9 protein-coding genes are annotated in these 13,872 nt (G+C 69.7%); 3 read left to right on the forward strand and 6 right to left on the reverse strand.

The annotated features are described in order from the left end of the window. Positions 1-6: 6 nt before the first annotated feature. Positions 7-708: a response regulator transcription factor gene (locus ACQZ13_RS10155; RefSeq protein WP_431051543.1), complete on the reverse strand. Its 702-nt coding sequence runs from the start codon at positions 706-708 to the stop codon at positions 7-9. 157 nt (positions 709-865) lie between these two features. Here ACQZ13_RS10155 and ACQZ13_RS10160 point away from each other — a divergent pair, with 157 nt between their 5' ends. From ACQZ13_RS10160 to ACQZ13_RS10170, 3 genes are read left to right on the forward strand one after another with little or no spacing between them, the layout of a single operon-like run. Continuing rightward, positions 866-1,834 carry a Bug family tripartite tricarboxylate transporter substrate binding protein gene (locus ACQZ13_RS10160; protein ID WP_431051545.1) on the forward strand — a complete coding sequence of 323 codons (969 nt, stop codon included), beginning with the start codon at positions 866-868 and terminating at the stop codon, positions 1,832-1,834. Between the two features lie 15 nt (positions 1,835-1,849). Continuing rightward, positions 1,850-2,440 (forward strand): tripartite tricarboxylate transporter TctB family protein, encoded by a 591-nt coding sequence (locus tag ACQZ13_RS10165; RefSeq protein WP_431051547.1) that lies wholly within the window; start codon positions 1,850-1,852, stop codon positions 2,438-2,440. A gap of 18 nt (positions 2,441-2,458) precedes the next feature. Then, positions 2,459-3,979: a tripartite tricarboxylate transporter permease gene (locus ACQZ13_RS10170; RefSeq protein WP_431051549.1), complete on the forward strand. Its 1,521-nt coding sequence runs from the start codon at positions 2,459-2,461 to the stop codon at positions 3,977-3,979. A 74-nt stretch (positions 3,980-4,053) separates the two neighbouring features. Here ACQZ13_RS10170 and hemH read toward each other — a convergent pair whose 3' ends face one another. From hemH to ACQZ13_RS10195, 5 genes are all read right to left on the reverse strand, one after another. Beyond that, positions 4,054-5,154: a ferrochelatase gene (gene hemH, locus ACQZ13_RS10175; protein ID WP_431051552.1), complete on the reverse strand. Its 1,101-nt coding sequence runs from the start codon at positions 5,152-5,154 to the stop codon at positions 4,054-4,056. Positions 5,155-5,159: 5 nt separating this feature from the next. After that, positions 5,160-6,098 carry an adenylate/guanylate cyclase domain-containing protein gene (locus tag ACQZ13_RS10180; protein WP_088403653.1) on the reverse strand — a complete coding sequence of 313 codons (939 nt, stop codon included), beginning with the start codon at positions 6,096-6,098 and terminating at the stop codon, positions 5,160-5,162. A 231-nt stretch (positions 6,099-6,329) separates the two neighbouring features. Next, positions 6,330-8,570, reverse strand: coding sequence for an RNA polymerase sigma factor RpoD (rpoD, locus tag ACQZ13_RS10185; RefSeq protein WP_088403654.1), 2,241 nt, complete (start codon positions 8,568-8,570; stop codon positions 6,330-6,332). Between the two features lie 420 nt (positions 8,571-8,990). Next, on the reverse strand, positions 8,991-11,090 hold the full coding sequence (dnaG, locus tag ACQZ13_RS10190; protein WP_431051555.1) for a DNA primase: 2,100 nt from the start codon (positions 11,088-11,090) through the stop codon (positions 8,991-8,993). A gap of 9 nt (positions 11,091-11,099) precedes the next feature. Then, positions 11,100-13,673, reverse strand: coding sequence for a putative bifunctional diguanylate cyclase/phosphodiesterase (locus ACQZ13_RS10195; RefSeq protein WP_431051557.1), 2,574 nt, complete (start codon positions 13,671-13,673; stop codon positions 11,100-11,102). Between the last annotated feature and the right edge of the window lie 199 nt (positions 13,674-13,872).

Raw genomic sequence — 13,872 nt, forward strand, 5'->3', positions numbered from 1 at the left:
GCCCACTCAGTCCGGCGCCTTGAGCAGGTAGCCCAGACCGCGCAGCGTCACGAGTCGCACGCCGTCCGCCGGCAGCCGCTTGCGCAGCCGGTAGGCGACGACCTCGACCGCGTCGGGCTGCACGTCGAGGTCATCGGCGAAGACGATCTCCGTGAGCCGCTCCTTGGCGACCGCCTGGCCCGGCCGTGCCAGGAGCGCGCGCAGCAGCGCGGCCTCGCGCGGCGGCAGGTCCAGCGGCAGCCCGAGGTGGTAGATCGCGCCGCTGTCAGCGTCCACGCGCAGTCCGTGGAAGGACTCGTCCTCGTGCGTGCCGGCGCCCGCTGCCGAACCCGGTGCCCCCGGTGCCCCGCGGCTGCGGCGGGCGAGGGCGCGCACGCGCGCTTCGAGTTCGTCGAGGTCGAAGGGCTTGGGCAGGTAGTCGTCGGCGCCGATGTTCAGGCCCAGGATGCGGTCACCCACGGTGCCGCGCGCGGTCAGGATGATGACCGGCGTGGCGAGCTGTTCGGCGCGCGCGGCCGACAGCAGTTCCAGCCCGTCGATGTCGGGCAGCGACAGGTCCAGCAGCACCACGTCCGGCGGCGACGCGCGCCAGCGCTCCAACGCCACGCGGCCCTCGGTGAACACGTGCACCTGGATGCCGCGGCGCTCGAAGGAGCGCGCCACCGTGGTCTGCAGCGCGGCGTTGTCCTCGACGAAAAACAGCCTCATGGCCGGCAGTGTCCGCCACGCGCGAAGCCGTCGCCGCTCAGGGTCAACCCTGAGCTTCCCGACAGCCGATTGAAAGCCGCCGTGTGCAGGATGCACGCCTACCACACCGGGCGCCCGCTCTGCCCCGGTGACGACATCTACAACAGGAGACACGAGCATGCGTCGAGACCAATTCCTGAAGTCCGCGGCCGCCTTCGCCGCGCTGGGCGCCACCGGCGCGCTGCCGCTGAGCGCGCAGGCCGCGGCGGCCCTGAAGATCCTCGTTCCCGCCAATCCGGGCGGCGGCTGGGACATCACCGGCCGCGCGCTGGGCAAGGCCCTGCAGGACGCCGGCGCCGCGGGCGCGGTGACCTTCGAGAACAAGGGCGGCGCGGCCGGCGCCATCGGCCTGGCGCAGTTCGTCAACGCCGCCAAGGGCGACCCGAACGCGATGATGGTGATGGGCGCCGTGATGCTGGGCGGCCTGATCACCAGCAAGCAGCCCGTCACGCTGACGCAGGCCACGCCGATCGCGCGCCTGACCAGCGAGTACAACGTCTTCGTGCTGCCGGCCAACTCGCCGTTCAAGACGATGAAGGACGTGGTCGAGGCGCTGAAGAAGGACCCGGGCTCGGTGAAGTGGGGCGGCGGTTCGCGCGGCGCCACGGAGCACATCGCCGCGGCGATGCTGGCGCGCGAGGTCGGCGTCGACGCGACCAAGATCAACTACGTCGCCTTCCGGGGCGGCGGCGAGGCCGTGGCCGCGATCCTGGGCGGCAACGTCAGCATCGGCGGCAGCGGCTACAGCGAGTTCCAGCCCTACATCGAGAGCGGCAAGATGCGCCCGATCGCCATCACCGCGCCGCAGCGCATCAAGGGCCTGGACATCCCGACGATGAAGGAGCTCGGCTACAACGTCGAGATCGGCAACTGGCGCGGCGTCTACGGCGCGCCCGGCATCACGCCGGCGCAGCGTCAGACGCTGATCGACCTGGTCGTGAAGGCGACGAAGTCCAAGGCCTGGGCCGAAGCGCTGGAGAAGAACGGCTGGACGCCCGCCGTCCTGACGGGCAAGGACTTCGAGACCTTCGTCGACAACGAGTTCGCCTCGCTGCGCGCGATCATGCACAAGTCCGGCATGGTCTGACCCCGGGAGGCCGCCATGTCCGAATCTTCCGCGCCGGCCGTGGCCGGCCATCCGTCTGCGACCGCCCAGCCGGTCGCACCCGTTCCCCCTGAGTTCGACGACGCCACCCCGCCGCCGCTGTACCAGACGCTGGTCGGCGCCGGGGCGATGTTGGTGGGTGCCGTGATGGCTTTCGGGGCGTCCGCGATCCCGTCCGAGGCCGGCTACTCCGGCATCGGCCCGAACGCGCTGCCCTGGTTCGTCGCCGCGGTGCTGCTGATCTGCGGCGCCTGGCTGGTCTGGGAGTCGCGCAGCGGCGGCTTCCGCTCGATGGAGCCGCCGTCGGGCGCGCCCAAGGCGGACTGGCTGTCGGCGTCCTGGGTCGCCGGCGCCGTGATCGCCAACGCGTCGCTGATCACGGTCATCGGCTTCGTCCTGTCCTGCACGCTGTGCTTCGTGCTGGCGGTGCGTGGCCTGCGCCGCGCCGAGGGCAAGTCCCACGGCGGCGTGCGCCAGATCGTCATCGACACCGTCACCGGCCTGCTGATCGCGGCCCCGGTGTTCTGGCTGTTCAACAAGCTGCTCGCGCTCAACCTGCCCGCCATCACGGCCGGCGGCTGGCTGTAACCCCACCGGAGTTCCTCCATGCAAGACCTCTGGACCCACCTGATGGGCGGCTTCGTCACGGCCGCCTCCGGCGCCAACCTGATGTGGGCCTTCATCGGCTGCGCGCTCGGGACGGCGATCGGCGTGCTGCCCGGCCTCGGCCCCGCCGTGACCGTCGCGATGCTGCTGCCCATCACCGCGCAGGTCGATCCGACCGCGTCGATGATCTTCTTCGCCGGCATCTACTACGGCGCGATGTACGGCGGCTCGACCACCTCCATCCTGCTCAACACCCCCGGCGAGACCGGCACCATGGTGACCGCGCTCGAAGGCTTCAAGATGGCCCGCCACGGCCGCGCCGGCGCGGCGCTGGCCACGGCGGCGATCGGCTCGTTCTTCGCCGGGACCTTCGCCACCGTGCTGGTCACGCTGTTCGCGCCGGTGCTGGCGGACTTCGCCGTCACGCTCGGCCCGCCGGAATACTTCTGCCTGATGCTGATCGCCTTCACCACCGTCTCCGCGGTGCTGGGCCAGAGCACGCTGCGCGGCATGACGGCGCTGTTCATCGGCCTGGCCATGGGCCTGGTCGGCATGGACCAGCTCACCGGCCAGATCCGCTACACCGGCGGCGTGCCCGAGTTCATGGACGGCATCGAGACGGTGCTGGTCGCCGTGGGCCTGTTCGCGGTGGGCGAGACGCTCTACGTGGCGCTCTATGAAGGCCGCAGCAACCTGACGATGAACACCATGGGTCGCGTGCACATGACGCGCCAGGAGTGGAAGCGCTCCATCCCCGCGTGGATGCGCGGCACGGCGCTCGGCTTCCCGTTCGGCGTGATCCCCGCCGGCGGCACCGAGATCCCGACCTTCCTGAGCTACGCGACCGAGCGCAAGCTGTCCAAGCACAAGGAGGAGTTCGGCACCGTCGGCGCCATCGAGGGCGTGGCCGGACCGGAGGCCGCCAACAACGCGGCCGTGACCGGCACGCTGGTGCCGCTGCTGACGCTGGGCATCCCGACCTCGGTTACCGCGGCCATCCTGCTGTCGGCGTTGCAGAACTACGGCATCCAGGCCGGGCCGCAGCTGTTCGAGACCTCGTCGACGCTCGTGTGGGCGCTGATCGCGTCGCTGTACATCGGCAACGTGATGCTGCTGGTGCTCAACCTGCCGATGGTGGGGCTGTGGGTGAAGCTGCTGCGCATCCCGCGCGCGCCGCTGTACGCCGGCATCCTGATCTTCGCGACCGTCGGCGTCTATGGCATGCGCCAGAGCGCCTTCGACCTCTACGTCATGCTGGCCATCGGCCTGCTGGGCGTGGTGATGCGGCGCTTCGACTTCCCGACCGCGCCGGTCGTCGTCGGCATGATCCTGGGACCGCTCGCCGAGGCGCACCTGCGCAACGGCGTCGCGATCGGCGGCGGGAACTGGAGCGTGTTCCTGCAGCGTCCGCTGTCGGCTTCGCTGCTGGCCATCGTCGTGATCGTGCTGCTGCTACCGCGCGTCATGAAGTGGATGAGCGCGCGCAAGGCGCGTCAGCAGGCGGCGGTCGCCCTTGGCTGACCCGACAGCATCCGCTTGAACGACAAGGGCTCCGATGAGGAGCCCTTTGTCATGGTGCGGGGAGGATCAGTGGATCAGCGTGCGGCGCCCGCCATCGACGCCGCCTCCCGCTGACGGGCGAGGGCCGCGGCCTGCGCCTCGTCGGGCACGGCGGTGGTGGGCCAGCCCTGCAGGTGCTGCTCGGCGATCGCCGCCAGCGCGCGGATGTGGGTCGGGCGATCGTTGAGGCAGGGGATGTAGCTGAAGCGCTGTCCGCCGCTGTGCAGGAAGGCTTCACGCGCTTCCATGTCGATCTCTTCCAGCGTCTCGATGCAGTCCGACGAGAAGCCCGGGCAGATCAGGTCGACCGACTTCAGCCCGCGTCCGGCGAGCTCGCGCAGCGTCGGCTCGGTGTAGGGCTCCAGCCAGCGCGCCTTGCCGAAGCGGCTCTGGAAGGTCACCTTGTACTGCGCGTCCGACAGCCCCAGCGCCTCGGCCAGCAGCCGGCCGGTCTTCAGGCATTCGCAGTGGTAGGGATCGCCCAGCGCCAGCGTGCGCGCGGGCATGCCGTGGAAGCTCATCACCAGCAGCTCGCCGCGGCCTTCGGCCTTCCAGTGGGTGCGCACGCTGTCGGCCAGCGCATTGATGTAGCGCTTGTCGTCGTGGTAGCGGTTGACGAAGCGGAACTCCGGCAGATGGCGGTGTTCCAGCGACCAGCGCGCCACGTCGTCGACGACGCTGGCCGTCGTCGCGCCCGAATACTGCGGATACGCCGGCAGCACCAGCACGCGGGTCGCGCCGTCGGCGCGCAGCGCGTCCAGCTGCGACGCGATCGACGGATTGCCGTAGCGCATCGCGGACAGCACCTTGACGCGGTGGCCCTGCTCGCCGAGCTGGCCCTGCAGCAGCTTGGCCTGCTTCTTCGTCCAGACCATCAGCGGAGAACCGTCCTTGGTCCAGATGCTGGCGTACTTCTTCGCCGACTTGGCCGGACGCGTCCGCAGGATCACGCCGTGGAGGATGGGCCACCAGGCGGCCTTGGGGATCTCGATGACGCGCGGGTCGGACAGGAACTGCGCGAGATAGCGGCGCGTGGCCTCGGGGGTCGGCGCGTCGGGCGTGCCCAGGTTGACCAGCAGCACGCCGATGGTCGGCGCGCGTCCGTGCACGTGATCGGGTTCGGGACGGAAGCTCATTCGGTTCAAATCCCGCGGCGCATCATCGCCGACGTGGCGGCTTCCGCGAGGTGGATGACCTCGAAGCGCACGGTCGGGGCCTGCGATTCCGAGGCCGCGCCGCCCAGGCCGATCGCGCCCGCGCCGTGCAGCGTGCAGGAGCCGCGGCGCAGGCTCAGCGTCTGGCCGCCGGCGCCGAAGCGCACGAAGGTGCCGTTGTAGCTGAGGTCGGTCAGGGCGAAGCTGCTGCCCTGCCAGTCGATGCGCGCATGCGAGCGGCTGACGCGGACGTCGGTGATGCAGTAGGTCGCCTGCGTGCTGCGGCCCAGCACGATGGGCATCTGTTCGATGTCGAAGACGCGGTCCAGGTCCTGCCACACCAGCCGGATGCCTTCCGGCCCGGCGCTGCGGGCGATCTCGCCGAACTGCGTCGCGCCCGGGTCGCCCGAGCCCTGGTCCAGCACGTAGATGTGGACCGGCTCGGCCCGACCGCGCACGCTGATGTGGTCCAGGCTGCGGAAACGCGCCTTCTGCGCGGCGGTCAGGCCGTTCACCACCTCGGCGGTGACGACGGTCTCGCCGTCGCCCGCGTGGTCCAGCAGGCGCGCCGCGACGTTGACCGCGTCGCCGAAGCAGTCGCCGTGGATCTCGACCACCTCGCCGCGCGCCAGCGCGATCTGCAGGTGGGTGTGGCGCAGCCGCTCGCTGCGCGCCGAGGTCTTCAGCAGCAGCTCCTGCATCCGCATCGCGGCCTTGATGCCGTCGCGCGGGTTGTCGAAGGCGGCCATCAGGCCGTCGCCCAGCGTCTTGATGATGTGGCCGCGGTTCTCTTCGACCGCCTGACCGGTCAGGGCCACCGTCTGCGTCACCAGCCCCGAGGCTTCCGCGTTCCCCAGCGTCTCGAACAGCGCCGTGCTGCCGCGCAAGTCGGCAAACAGGACGGTGCGCTCGCGGATCTGGGTCATCGGCCTGACAGGGGACAAGATGTGATGGAAGTCTCAGTGTAGCCGCGCCACCCTGGGCCTCGCGTGGTGATAAGCCCTCGCCTTGGGGGCCTGTCGGCCCCTGTACGACACCCACCCCCAACGGGCGGGCGAATGTCGAACGCACCAATGAAAAACCGGCCGACGTCCGAGGACGCGGCCGGTTTCTGGCAAACCTGAGACCCATCGCCGGGCCTCAGGTTGCGGGCTGGATCAGAGGTTGTCCAGGTAGGTGCGCAGCTTGTCCGAACGGCTCGGGTGCTTGAGCTTGCGGATCGCCTTGGCTTCGATCTGGCGGATGCGCTCGCGGGTGACGTCGAACTGCTTGCCGACTTCCTCCAGCGTGTGGTCCGTGCTCATCTCGATGCCGAAGCGCATGCGCAGCACCTTGGCTTCGCGCGGGGTCAGGCTGTCCAGGATGTCCTTCACCACCTCGCGCAGGCCGGCCTGCATCGCGGCCTCGATCGGCGCGGTGTTGTTGGTGTCCTCGATGAAGTCGCCCAGATGGCTGTCGTCGTCGTCCCCGATCGGCGTTTCCATGGAGATCGGCTCCTTGGCGATCTTCATGATCTTGCGGATCTTGTCCTCCGGCATTTCCATCTTCTCGGCCAGCGTCGGCGCGTCCGGCTCGAAGCCGAACTCCTGCAGATGCTGACGCGAGATCCGGTTCATCTTGTTGATCGTCTCGATCATGTGAACCGGAATGCGGATGGTGCGGGCCTGGTCCGCGATCGAGCGGGTGATGGCCTGGCGGATCCACCACGTCGCGTAGGTCGAGAACTTGTAGCCGCGTCGGTACTCGAACTTGTCGACCGCCTTCATCAGACCGATGTTGCCTTCCTGGATCAGGTCCAGGAACTGCAGACCGCGGTTGGTGTACTTCTTGGCGATGGAGATGACCAGGCGCAGGTTGGCCTCGATCATTTCCTTCTTCGCGTCGCGCGAGGCCTTCTCGCCCTCGTTCATCCGCTTGTTGATGCCCTTGAGGTCGTCCAGCGGCACCACGGCCTTGCCCTGGATGTCGATCAGCTTCTGCTGCAGTTCCTGGATCGCGGGCAGGTTGCGCGACATGATGTTCGCGTAGGACTTGCCGGCCGCCACTTCCTTTTCCGCCCACTGCAGGTTCAGCACGTTGGGCGGGAAGGTCTTGATGAAGTGCTCTTGCGGCATGCCGCACTTGTCCACGACGATCTTGCGGATCTCGCGTTCGAAGCGGCGCACGTCATCCACCTGCGAGCGCAGGATGTCGCACAGCTTCTCGATCGTCTTGACCGTGAAGCGGATGGTCATCAGCTCCTGGCTGATCGCGGACTGGGCCTTGTTGTAGTTGGCCGACTTGTAGCCGTCCTTCTCGAAGGCCTTGCGCATCTTGTCGAAGTTGGTCGCGAGCGAATCCAGCTTCACCAGCGCGGCGTTCTTCAGCTCTTCGAGCTTCTTGGTCAGGGCCTTGGAGCCGCCGGCGCCGTCGTCGTCGTCCTCTTCGTCGAACTCGTCGAAGTCTTCTTCCGCGACGTAGTCGTCCGCCTCGTCGTCGGAGACGAAACCGTCCACCGACTCGGAGATCTGCATCTCGCCGGCGCGGATCTTGGCGGCCATGGCCAGGATCTCGGCGATGGTCGTCGGGGAGGCCGAGATGGCCAGCATCATGGCCTGCAGGCCGCCTTCGATGCGCTTGGCGATCTCGATCTCGCCCTCGCGGGTCAGCAGCTCGACGGTGCCCATCTCGCGCATGTACATGCGCACCGGGTCGGTCGTGCGGCCGAACTCGGAGTCGACGGTGGACAGCGCGGCCTCGGCCGCTTCTTCCGCTTCCTCTTCGGTGGCGGTCGGCGAGGTCGAGCCCTGGATCAGCAGCGTGGCGGCGTCGGGCGCCTGCTCGTACACGGCGATGCCCATGTCGTTGAGCATCGACACGATCGCCTCGAGGATTTCCTCGTTGATCAGCTTCTCGGGCAGGTGGTCGTTGATTTCCTGATGCGTCAGGAAACCACGCGTCTTGCCCATCTTGATGAGGGTCTTGAGCTCCTGGCGGCGCTTGGCGACTTCCTCTTCGGTCAGTGCCGTCTCGTCCAGGCCGAACTCGCGCATCAGCGCGCGCTCCTTGGCGCGGCTGACCTTCATGCGCAGCGGCTTGGCCTTGGGCTTGTCCTCGCCCACTTCCTCGACCTCGACCGCCTCGACGGTCTCGGCTTCGCCTTCGGTCTCGCCCTCGGTCTCGCCGTCGGCGTCGACGTCGGAGAAGTCCTCTTCCTCCTCCTCGACCTTGGCCTTGGCGGCGGGCTTCTTCGACTCGGTCTCGGCCTTGGGCTTGCGGCCGCGCTTGGGCTTCGCGTCATCGGCGGACGCGACAGCGGTGGCGGCTTTGGCGGTCTTCGCGGCGGCCTTGACGGCCGGCTTCTTGACTTCTTCGGTTTCTGCGGCGGCGGCCTTGGACGCGGTCTTTTTGGCGGTCATGCAGTTCCTCGGTGGCTCGTGGGCCAGTAGGTGAATGCGGGGAAATCGCAGTGGGTGCAGGCAATGCAAACAGCCACCTGTCCCGCCGGCGCCCGCAAACTCCCGACACTTGCGGGCTATGCGGCGCGAGCGAGCCAGGCGGCTCGAACTCAGGCCCTGTGCGGCAGATCGGGGCAAACCGACTGCCATTCAAGGCTTTGCGCGTGAAGGTTAGCGTGAACCTTTGTTGTTGCAGCCCAGGCGGTGTAAGTTGGCCACTTTGTGTATGAACCCAGGGTCAGTGGGGGGCCGGGGACCGGTTGGCGCTGCGGTCACTCTTGACGCGCGAAAACCATAGATTATCTGCGAATTTTCCCGATCGGTCAAAAAGCAGGTTCGGAAGGTTCGCGCAGGCCGTTGTTCGGCTGCCTGGTGGTTCGTTCAGGCCGCTTCCAGATCCCGGATCTGGCGCAGCAAGGCCTGGAACCGGACCATGTCCGGCTGCGGGCTACGCGCGATGCGGTCGGCCTCCGCACGGAGCTTGCCGACCCAGAGCTTGCGCATCACCACGCGGAATTCGACCTCGACGTGTTCGTCCGGCGGCGGGGCCGTCAGCGGACCGCCGCTGACGCGCTGGGCCAGGTCCATCAGGTCGGCCTCCTGCAAGGCGATCTGCAGCACGGCCCACGGCGCGGGGCCGTTGTCGACCAGCGACCGTTCCAGCCACGCGATCAGCTGGCCGTGTTCGCCGGGGAGCTCGTGCAGCAGCTGCAGGTCCTGCTCGCCGATCTGCTGCCAGAGTTCGCTGTGCAGCACCAGCATGCGGACCGCCAGATTCATCGGCGCCGGCGGCAGCTCCAGCGGCATGCCGATGGTCGGGTCCTGGTCGCGCTTGCGCCAGTCGCCCTTGCCCCCCTTGCCGCTCCAGTTGCCGCCGCCCTTGCCCTTGTATTCGCCCTTGGGCACCCACTTTCTCTCTCCCTGGCCTTGGCTCTGACCTTGGCCTGGTGGTTGGGGCGAGGGGGCCGCGCCATAGGCGTCCGGGGGAATGTGGATGTCGTCCGCGCCGACATGGGCTTCGTCGCCGTAGGCGGAGGCGGGAATGTCGAAGTACGGCTCGTCGTGCGGGCCGTCGGAAGAGGGGGCAGACGTTCTTGGCGCCGCCCTGGGCGCCGGTGCGGGTGCGGGGCGATCTGCGCGGGGGCGCGAGCCCGGCGCCGCGGGCGGCTGCGCGTTCGCCCACAAGACCTGCAGCTCCGCGTCCGGCAACTGCGCGCGGCGGGCGAGTTCGCCCAGCAGCTGCCGCTTCAGCAGGCCGTCCGGCAGCGCGGCCCACAGCGGCTTGGCCACGCTCAGCATCTTCGCGCGGCCTTCCGGCGTGCCGAGATCGCAGCCGTCGGCGGCGGTCTCCATCAACTGGCGCGACAGCGGCACGGCGCCTTCGACGCAGCGTTCGAACGCGTCGGCGCCCAGCTCGCGCACATACGAGTCCGGGTCGTGTTCGGTGGGCAGGAACAGGAACTTGATCGTGCGCGTCTCGTTGGCGTGGGGCAGGGCGGCCTCCAGCGCGCGTCCGGCGGCACGGCGTCCGGCGGCGTCGCCGTCGAAGCTGAACACCACCGATTCGGTGAAGCGGAACAGCTTCTGCACGTGCTCGGCCGTGCAGGCCGTGCCCAGCGTCGCGACCGCGTTGCCGAAGCCGTGCTGCGCCAGCGCGACCACGTCCATGTAGCCCTCGACGACCAGCGCGTAGCCGCGCCGGCGCATCTGCGGCCGGGCCTCGTACAGGCCGTAGAGCTCGCGTCCCTTGTGGAAGACCGGCGTCTCGGGCGAATTCAGGTACTTGGGCTCGCCCTTGTCCAGCACGCGGCCGCCGAAGCCGATCACTTCGCCCAGCACGTTGCGGATGGGGAACATCACGCGGTCGCGGAAGCGGTCGTAGCGACGCTGTTCGGCCTCGCTCTTGCCGGGGTCGTCCTGCAGGATGACCATGCCGGTCTCGACCAGCAGCGGATCGTCGTAGGACGGGAAGGCGTTGGCCAGCGAGCGCCAGCCATCCGGCGCGTAGCCCAGCCCGAACTGCAGCGCGATCTGGCCGGTCAGGCCGCGGCCCTTGAGGTACTCGATCGCGCGCGGGTTGCCCTTGAGCTGCTGGCGGTAGTGCTGGCCGGCCTTGGCCAGGACTTCCGTCAAGGTGGCCTGGCGCTGCTTCTGGGCCTTCTCGCGCTCGCGGTCCTGCGGGCTGCGGTCGTCCTCGGGCACCTGCATGCCGGCCTGCTGGGCGAGGTCCTTGACGGCGTCGATGAAACCGATGCCCAGGTGCTCCATCAGGAAGCCGACGGCGTTGCCGTGCTGGCCGCAGCCGAAGCAGTGGTAGGTCTGGCGCGAGGGGCTGACCGTGAAGCTCGGCGACTTCTCGCCGTGGAACGGACACAGGCCCTTGTGGTTGATGCCGGCCTTCTTGAGGTCGACATGGCGGCCCACGATGTCGACGATGTCGACGCGGGCCAGGAGGTCCTGAATAAAGCCGGGTGGGATCACCTCGGGATTTTAAGGGATGGCCTGGGTGGGCACTCCCGGAGCGATGTGGGGGAGGACGTCGGGGAGGGGGGCGCGCGGCCGGGCCGGCGAGGGCGGCGGCGTGCGACGCAGCGCCCAGTCGAGCAGCGCCTGCGGCGGCAGCGGTTCGCACAGGCCGCTACCCTGGCCGACATGGCAGCCCAGGTCGATCAGCGCCTGCGCGTGCGCCGGGGACTCGACGCCCTCGGCCACCAGTTCGCAGCCGAACTGTCCGGCCAGAGCGATCACGCCCTGCACCAGCGCGTGGTCCTGGGCGTCGACGAGCATGGTCTGCACGAACGACCGGTCGATCTTGAGCTGGTCCAGCGGCAGCTGCTTGAGCACCGACAGCGTCGCGTAGCCGGTGCCGAAATCGTCCATCGCCAGGCGCAGGCCCAGGCGCTTGCAGTCGGTCAGCAGGCGGCGCGCGTGCGCGACGTCGTCGAGCGCGCTGGATTCCAGCAGTTCCAGCACGATCCGCTCCGGCGGCACGTCCGGATGGCGCGCCAGCAGCGCTTCGAGCCGCGGCACGAAGGCGGGCGCGGCCAGATGGCGCGGGCTGATGTTGACGCTGAGCTCGAGGTCCAGGCCTTGGGCGCGCCAGAGGCGGGCCTGCTCCAGCGCCTGCTCCAGCACCCAGTGGCCGAGCTGCGCGGCCATGCCGCTGTGTTCGACGGTCGGCAGGAAAGTGGCGGGCGCGAGCAGTCCGCGTTGCGGATGGCGCCAGCGCAGCAGCGCCTCGGCGCCCAGCAGCGCGCCGCTGACCAGGTCCAGCTTGGGCTGGTAATACAGGCAGAGTTCGCCGGCTTCCAGCGCCTGCTGCACGCGCAGCGCGGCCTGGGCCTGCGCCTCGCGGCTGCGGCGCTTCTCGACGTCGAAGAACTGCACGCCGTCGCGGCCGTTGCGCTTGACGCGATAGAGCGCGTGCGCGGCGTGGCGCATGAGGGTCTCGGCCTCGCCGCCATCCTGCGGGTACAGCGTCGCGCCGACGCTGGCGCTCAGGCGCAGCGCGCCGCCGAGGGCGTCTTTCGCGTCGACGGCGTGTCCCTCGGCGTCGGTGGCGGTGCCCGCACTGCCCGGACCGACGGCGCCGCTCTCGTCGTCCGGATCGATCGGTCGACGCAGCACCTGCACGAGCCGGTCCAGCGCCTGCTGGGCTTCCTCGACGCTCTGCACGCGCAGCAGCAGGCCGAATTCATCGCCGCCCAGGCGGGCGACCTCGTCGGACCACTGCGGCGCCTGCCGGAGTGCGAGCGTCAGGCGCCGGGCGAGTTCCTGCATCGCCTGGTCCGCGCGCGCCACGCCGTGGCGACGGTTGAACGCGGCGAAGCCGTCCAGGTCCACGCGCGCCACGCACAGCATGAAGCCCGGCCCCACCTGGCGGCTGGTCTGCAGCGCGGCCTGCAGCCGGCGCAGGAACTCCTGCTCGTTGGGCAGGCCGGTCAGCAGGTCGAAGCGGCCGAGGCGCTCCAGCGCCTGCTGCCGTTGCAGCTCCTGCGTGAGGTCGCTGAGCGCCAGCACGCGGTAGCGCGGCGGGCCTTCGGGTTCGGGGATGGAGGACACGGTCAGCCGCAGCGTGCGCGGCTGGCCGCCGGCGGCGCGGACCTTGACCAGGCCCTGCCAGTGGCCGGCGGGATCGGCCAGCGCCTCGGCGATCGCTTCCGGATCGTGGCCGGCGCGGCGCAGCTGCGCCTCGTCCATCGGCAGCGCCGGGTGGCCCAGCATCTGGCGACGCAGCGCGTCGGCGGTGTGCGGCGTCGGATCGCCGTTCTCGATGACCAGTCCCGCGGGCGGCTCCAGCAGCGCGGCCATCAGCGCCCAGTAGGCAGGATTGGCGTCGAGCAGCCGATGGTCGAGGTCGGTGATCGCCAACCCCTCATGCAGATGCTGGAACAGGCCGCTGCTCATCCGCTGACGTTCTTCGGCGGTGCGGCGCCACTGGATGTCCTGCAGGCTGGCCAGCACCTGGCGGGCGCGGCCGCGCGGGTCGCGGCGCGCGACGCGCAGCCGCAGTTCGTGCCAGACCCAGCCGCCGTCCTCGTCGGGCAGGCGCAGCGCGTGGTGCAGGGAGTCGGGTTCAGGGTCGGGTGTTGCCTCGCCGGCGAGGGCGTCACGGCCCTCCGGACCGTGGGCGTCGGCCGTCGTGGCGCCGCCCTGCAGCAAGGCAGGGAGGCGCTCCTCCAGCTTCATCCGGTCGACGGCATGGACCTGCGCCAGCCACGCGAGCGGATCCGCGGGATCGAGCGGCCCCAGCCGCGACTGCCAGCCGGGCGACATCGAAACCGATTCGCCGGGGACCCATTGCGCCAGCGACAGGCCGGCATCGTCGATCTTGGTGCGCCATTCGCGGCGCTCGTCGAGCGCGCGCCGCCGCAGCGTGCGGGCATGCAGCACCGCGCCCAGCCCGAGCAGCGGCAGCAGCCACCACGCCACCGTGCGCCAGGCCGGCCAGACCGCGCCGGCGACCAGCAGCAAGGCGGTGGCGCCGACCAGCAAGGCGGCCGGCGCGACCGCGGGAAGGCGGCGCGACGAGGCGGGCGGAGCCCAACCGGCGGGGGCGGACAACTCGGACTTCAAGGTGGGGGCGGCGTAGGAGGAAAAGAGCGGATCCGCGCGCGGCGCGGAGGGGACCGGGCGGCATGCTAGCCGTGCGCCGGGGAGGCTCGGTCAGCGCTATCCCTGCCGGAGGGCGGCCTCCCCCCGGAATGAGGGTGCCCGTAGGAGGTAGTTTCTGAAATGCAGAAAGCCACCCGAGGGTGGCTTT

It is taken from the genome of Roseateles sp. L2-2 (genome assembly GCF_050613215.1).
Classification (GTDB): domain Bacteria; phylum Pseudomonadota; class Gammaproteobacteria; order Burkholderiales; family Burkholderiaceae_C; genus Roseateles; species Roseateles noduli.

Bases quoted from the DNA above. Each gene is read 5' to 3' on its own strand.
- ACQZ13_RS10180 (WP_088403653.1), bottom strand. From the start codon at position 6,098: ATGACCCAGATCCGCGAGCGCACCGTCCTGTTTGCCGACTTGCGCGGC.
- ACQZ13_RS10165 (WP_431051547.1), top strand. From the start codon at position 1,850: ATGTCCGAATCTTCCGCGCCGGCCGTGGCCGGCCATCCGTCTGCGACC.
- ACQZ13_RS10170 (WP_431051549.1), top strand. From the start codon at position 2,459: ATGCAAGACCTCTGGACCCACCTGATGGGCGGCTTCGTCACGGCCGCC.
- rpoD (WP_088403654.1), bottom strand. From the start codon at position 8,570: ATGACCGCCAAAAAGACCGCGTCCAAGGCCGCCGCCGCAGAAACCGAA.
- ACQZ13_RS10155 (WP_431051543.1), bottom strand. From the start codon at position 708: ATGAGGCTGTTTTTCGTCGAGGACAACGCCGCGCTGCAGACCACGGTG.
- ACQZ13_RS10160 (WP_431051545.1), top strand. From the start codon at position 866: ATGCGTCGAGACCAATTCCTGAAGTCCGCGGCCGCCTTCGCCGCGCTG.
- hemH (WP_431051552.1), bottom strand. From the start codon at position 5,154: ATGAGCTTCCGTCCCGAACCCGATCACGTGCACGGACGCGCGCCGACC.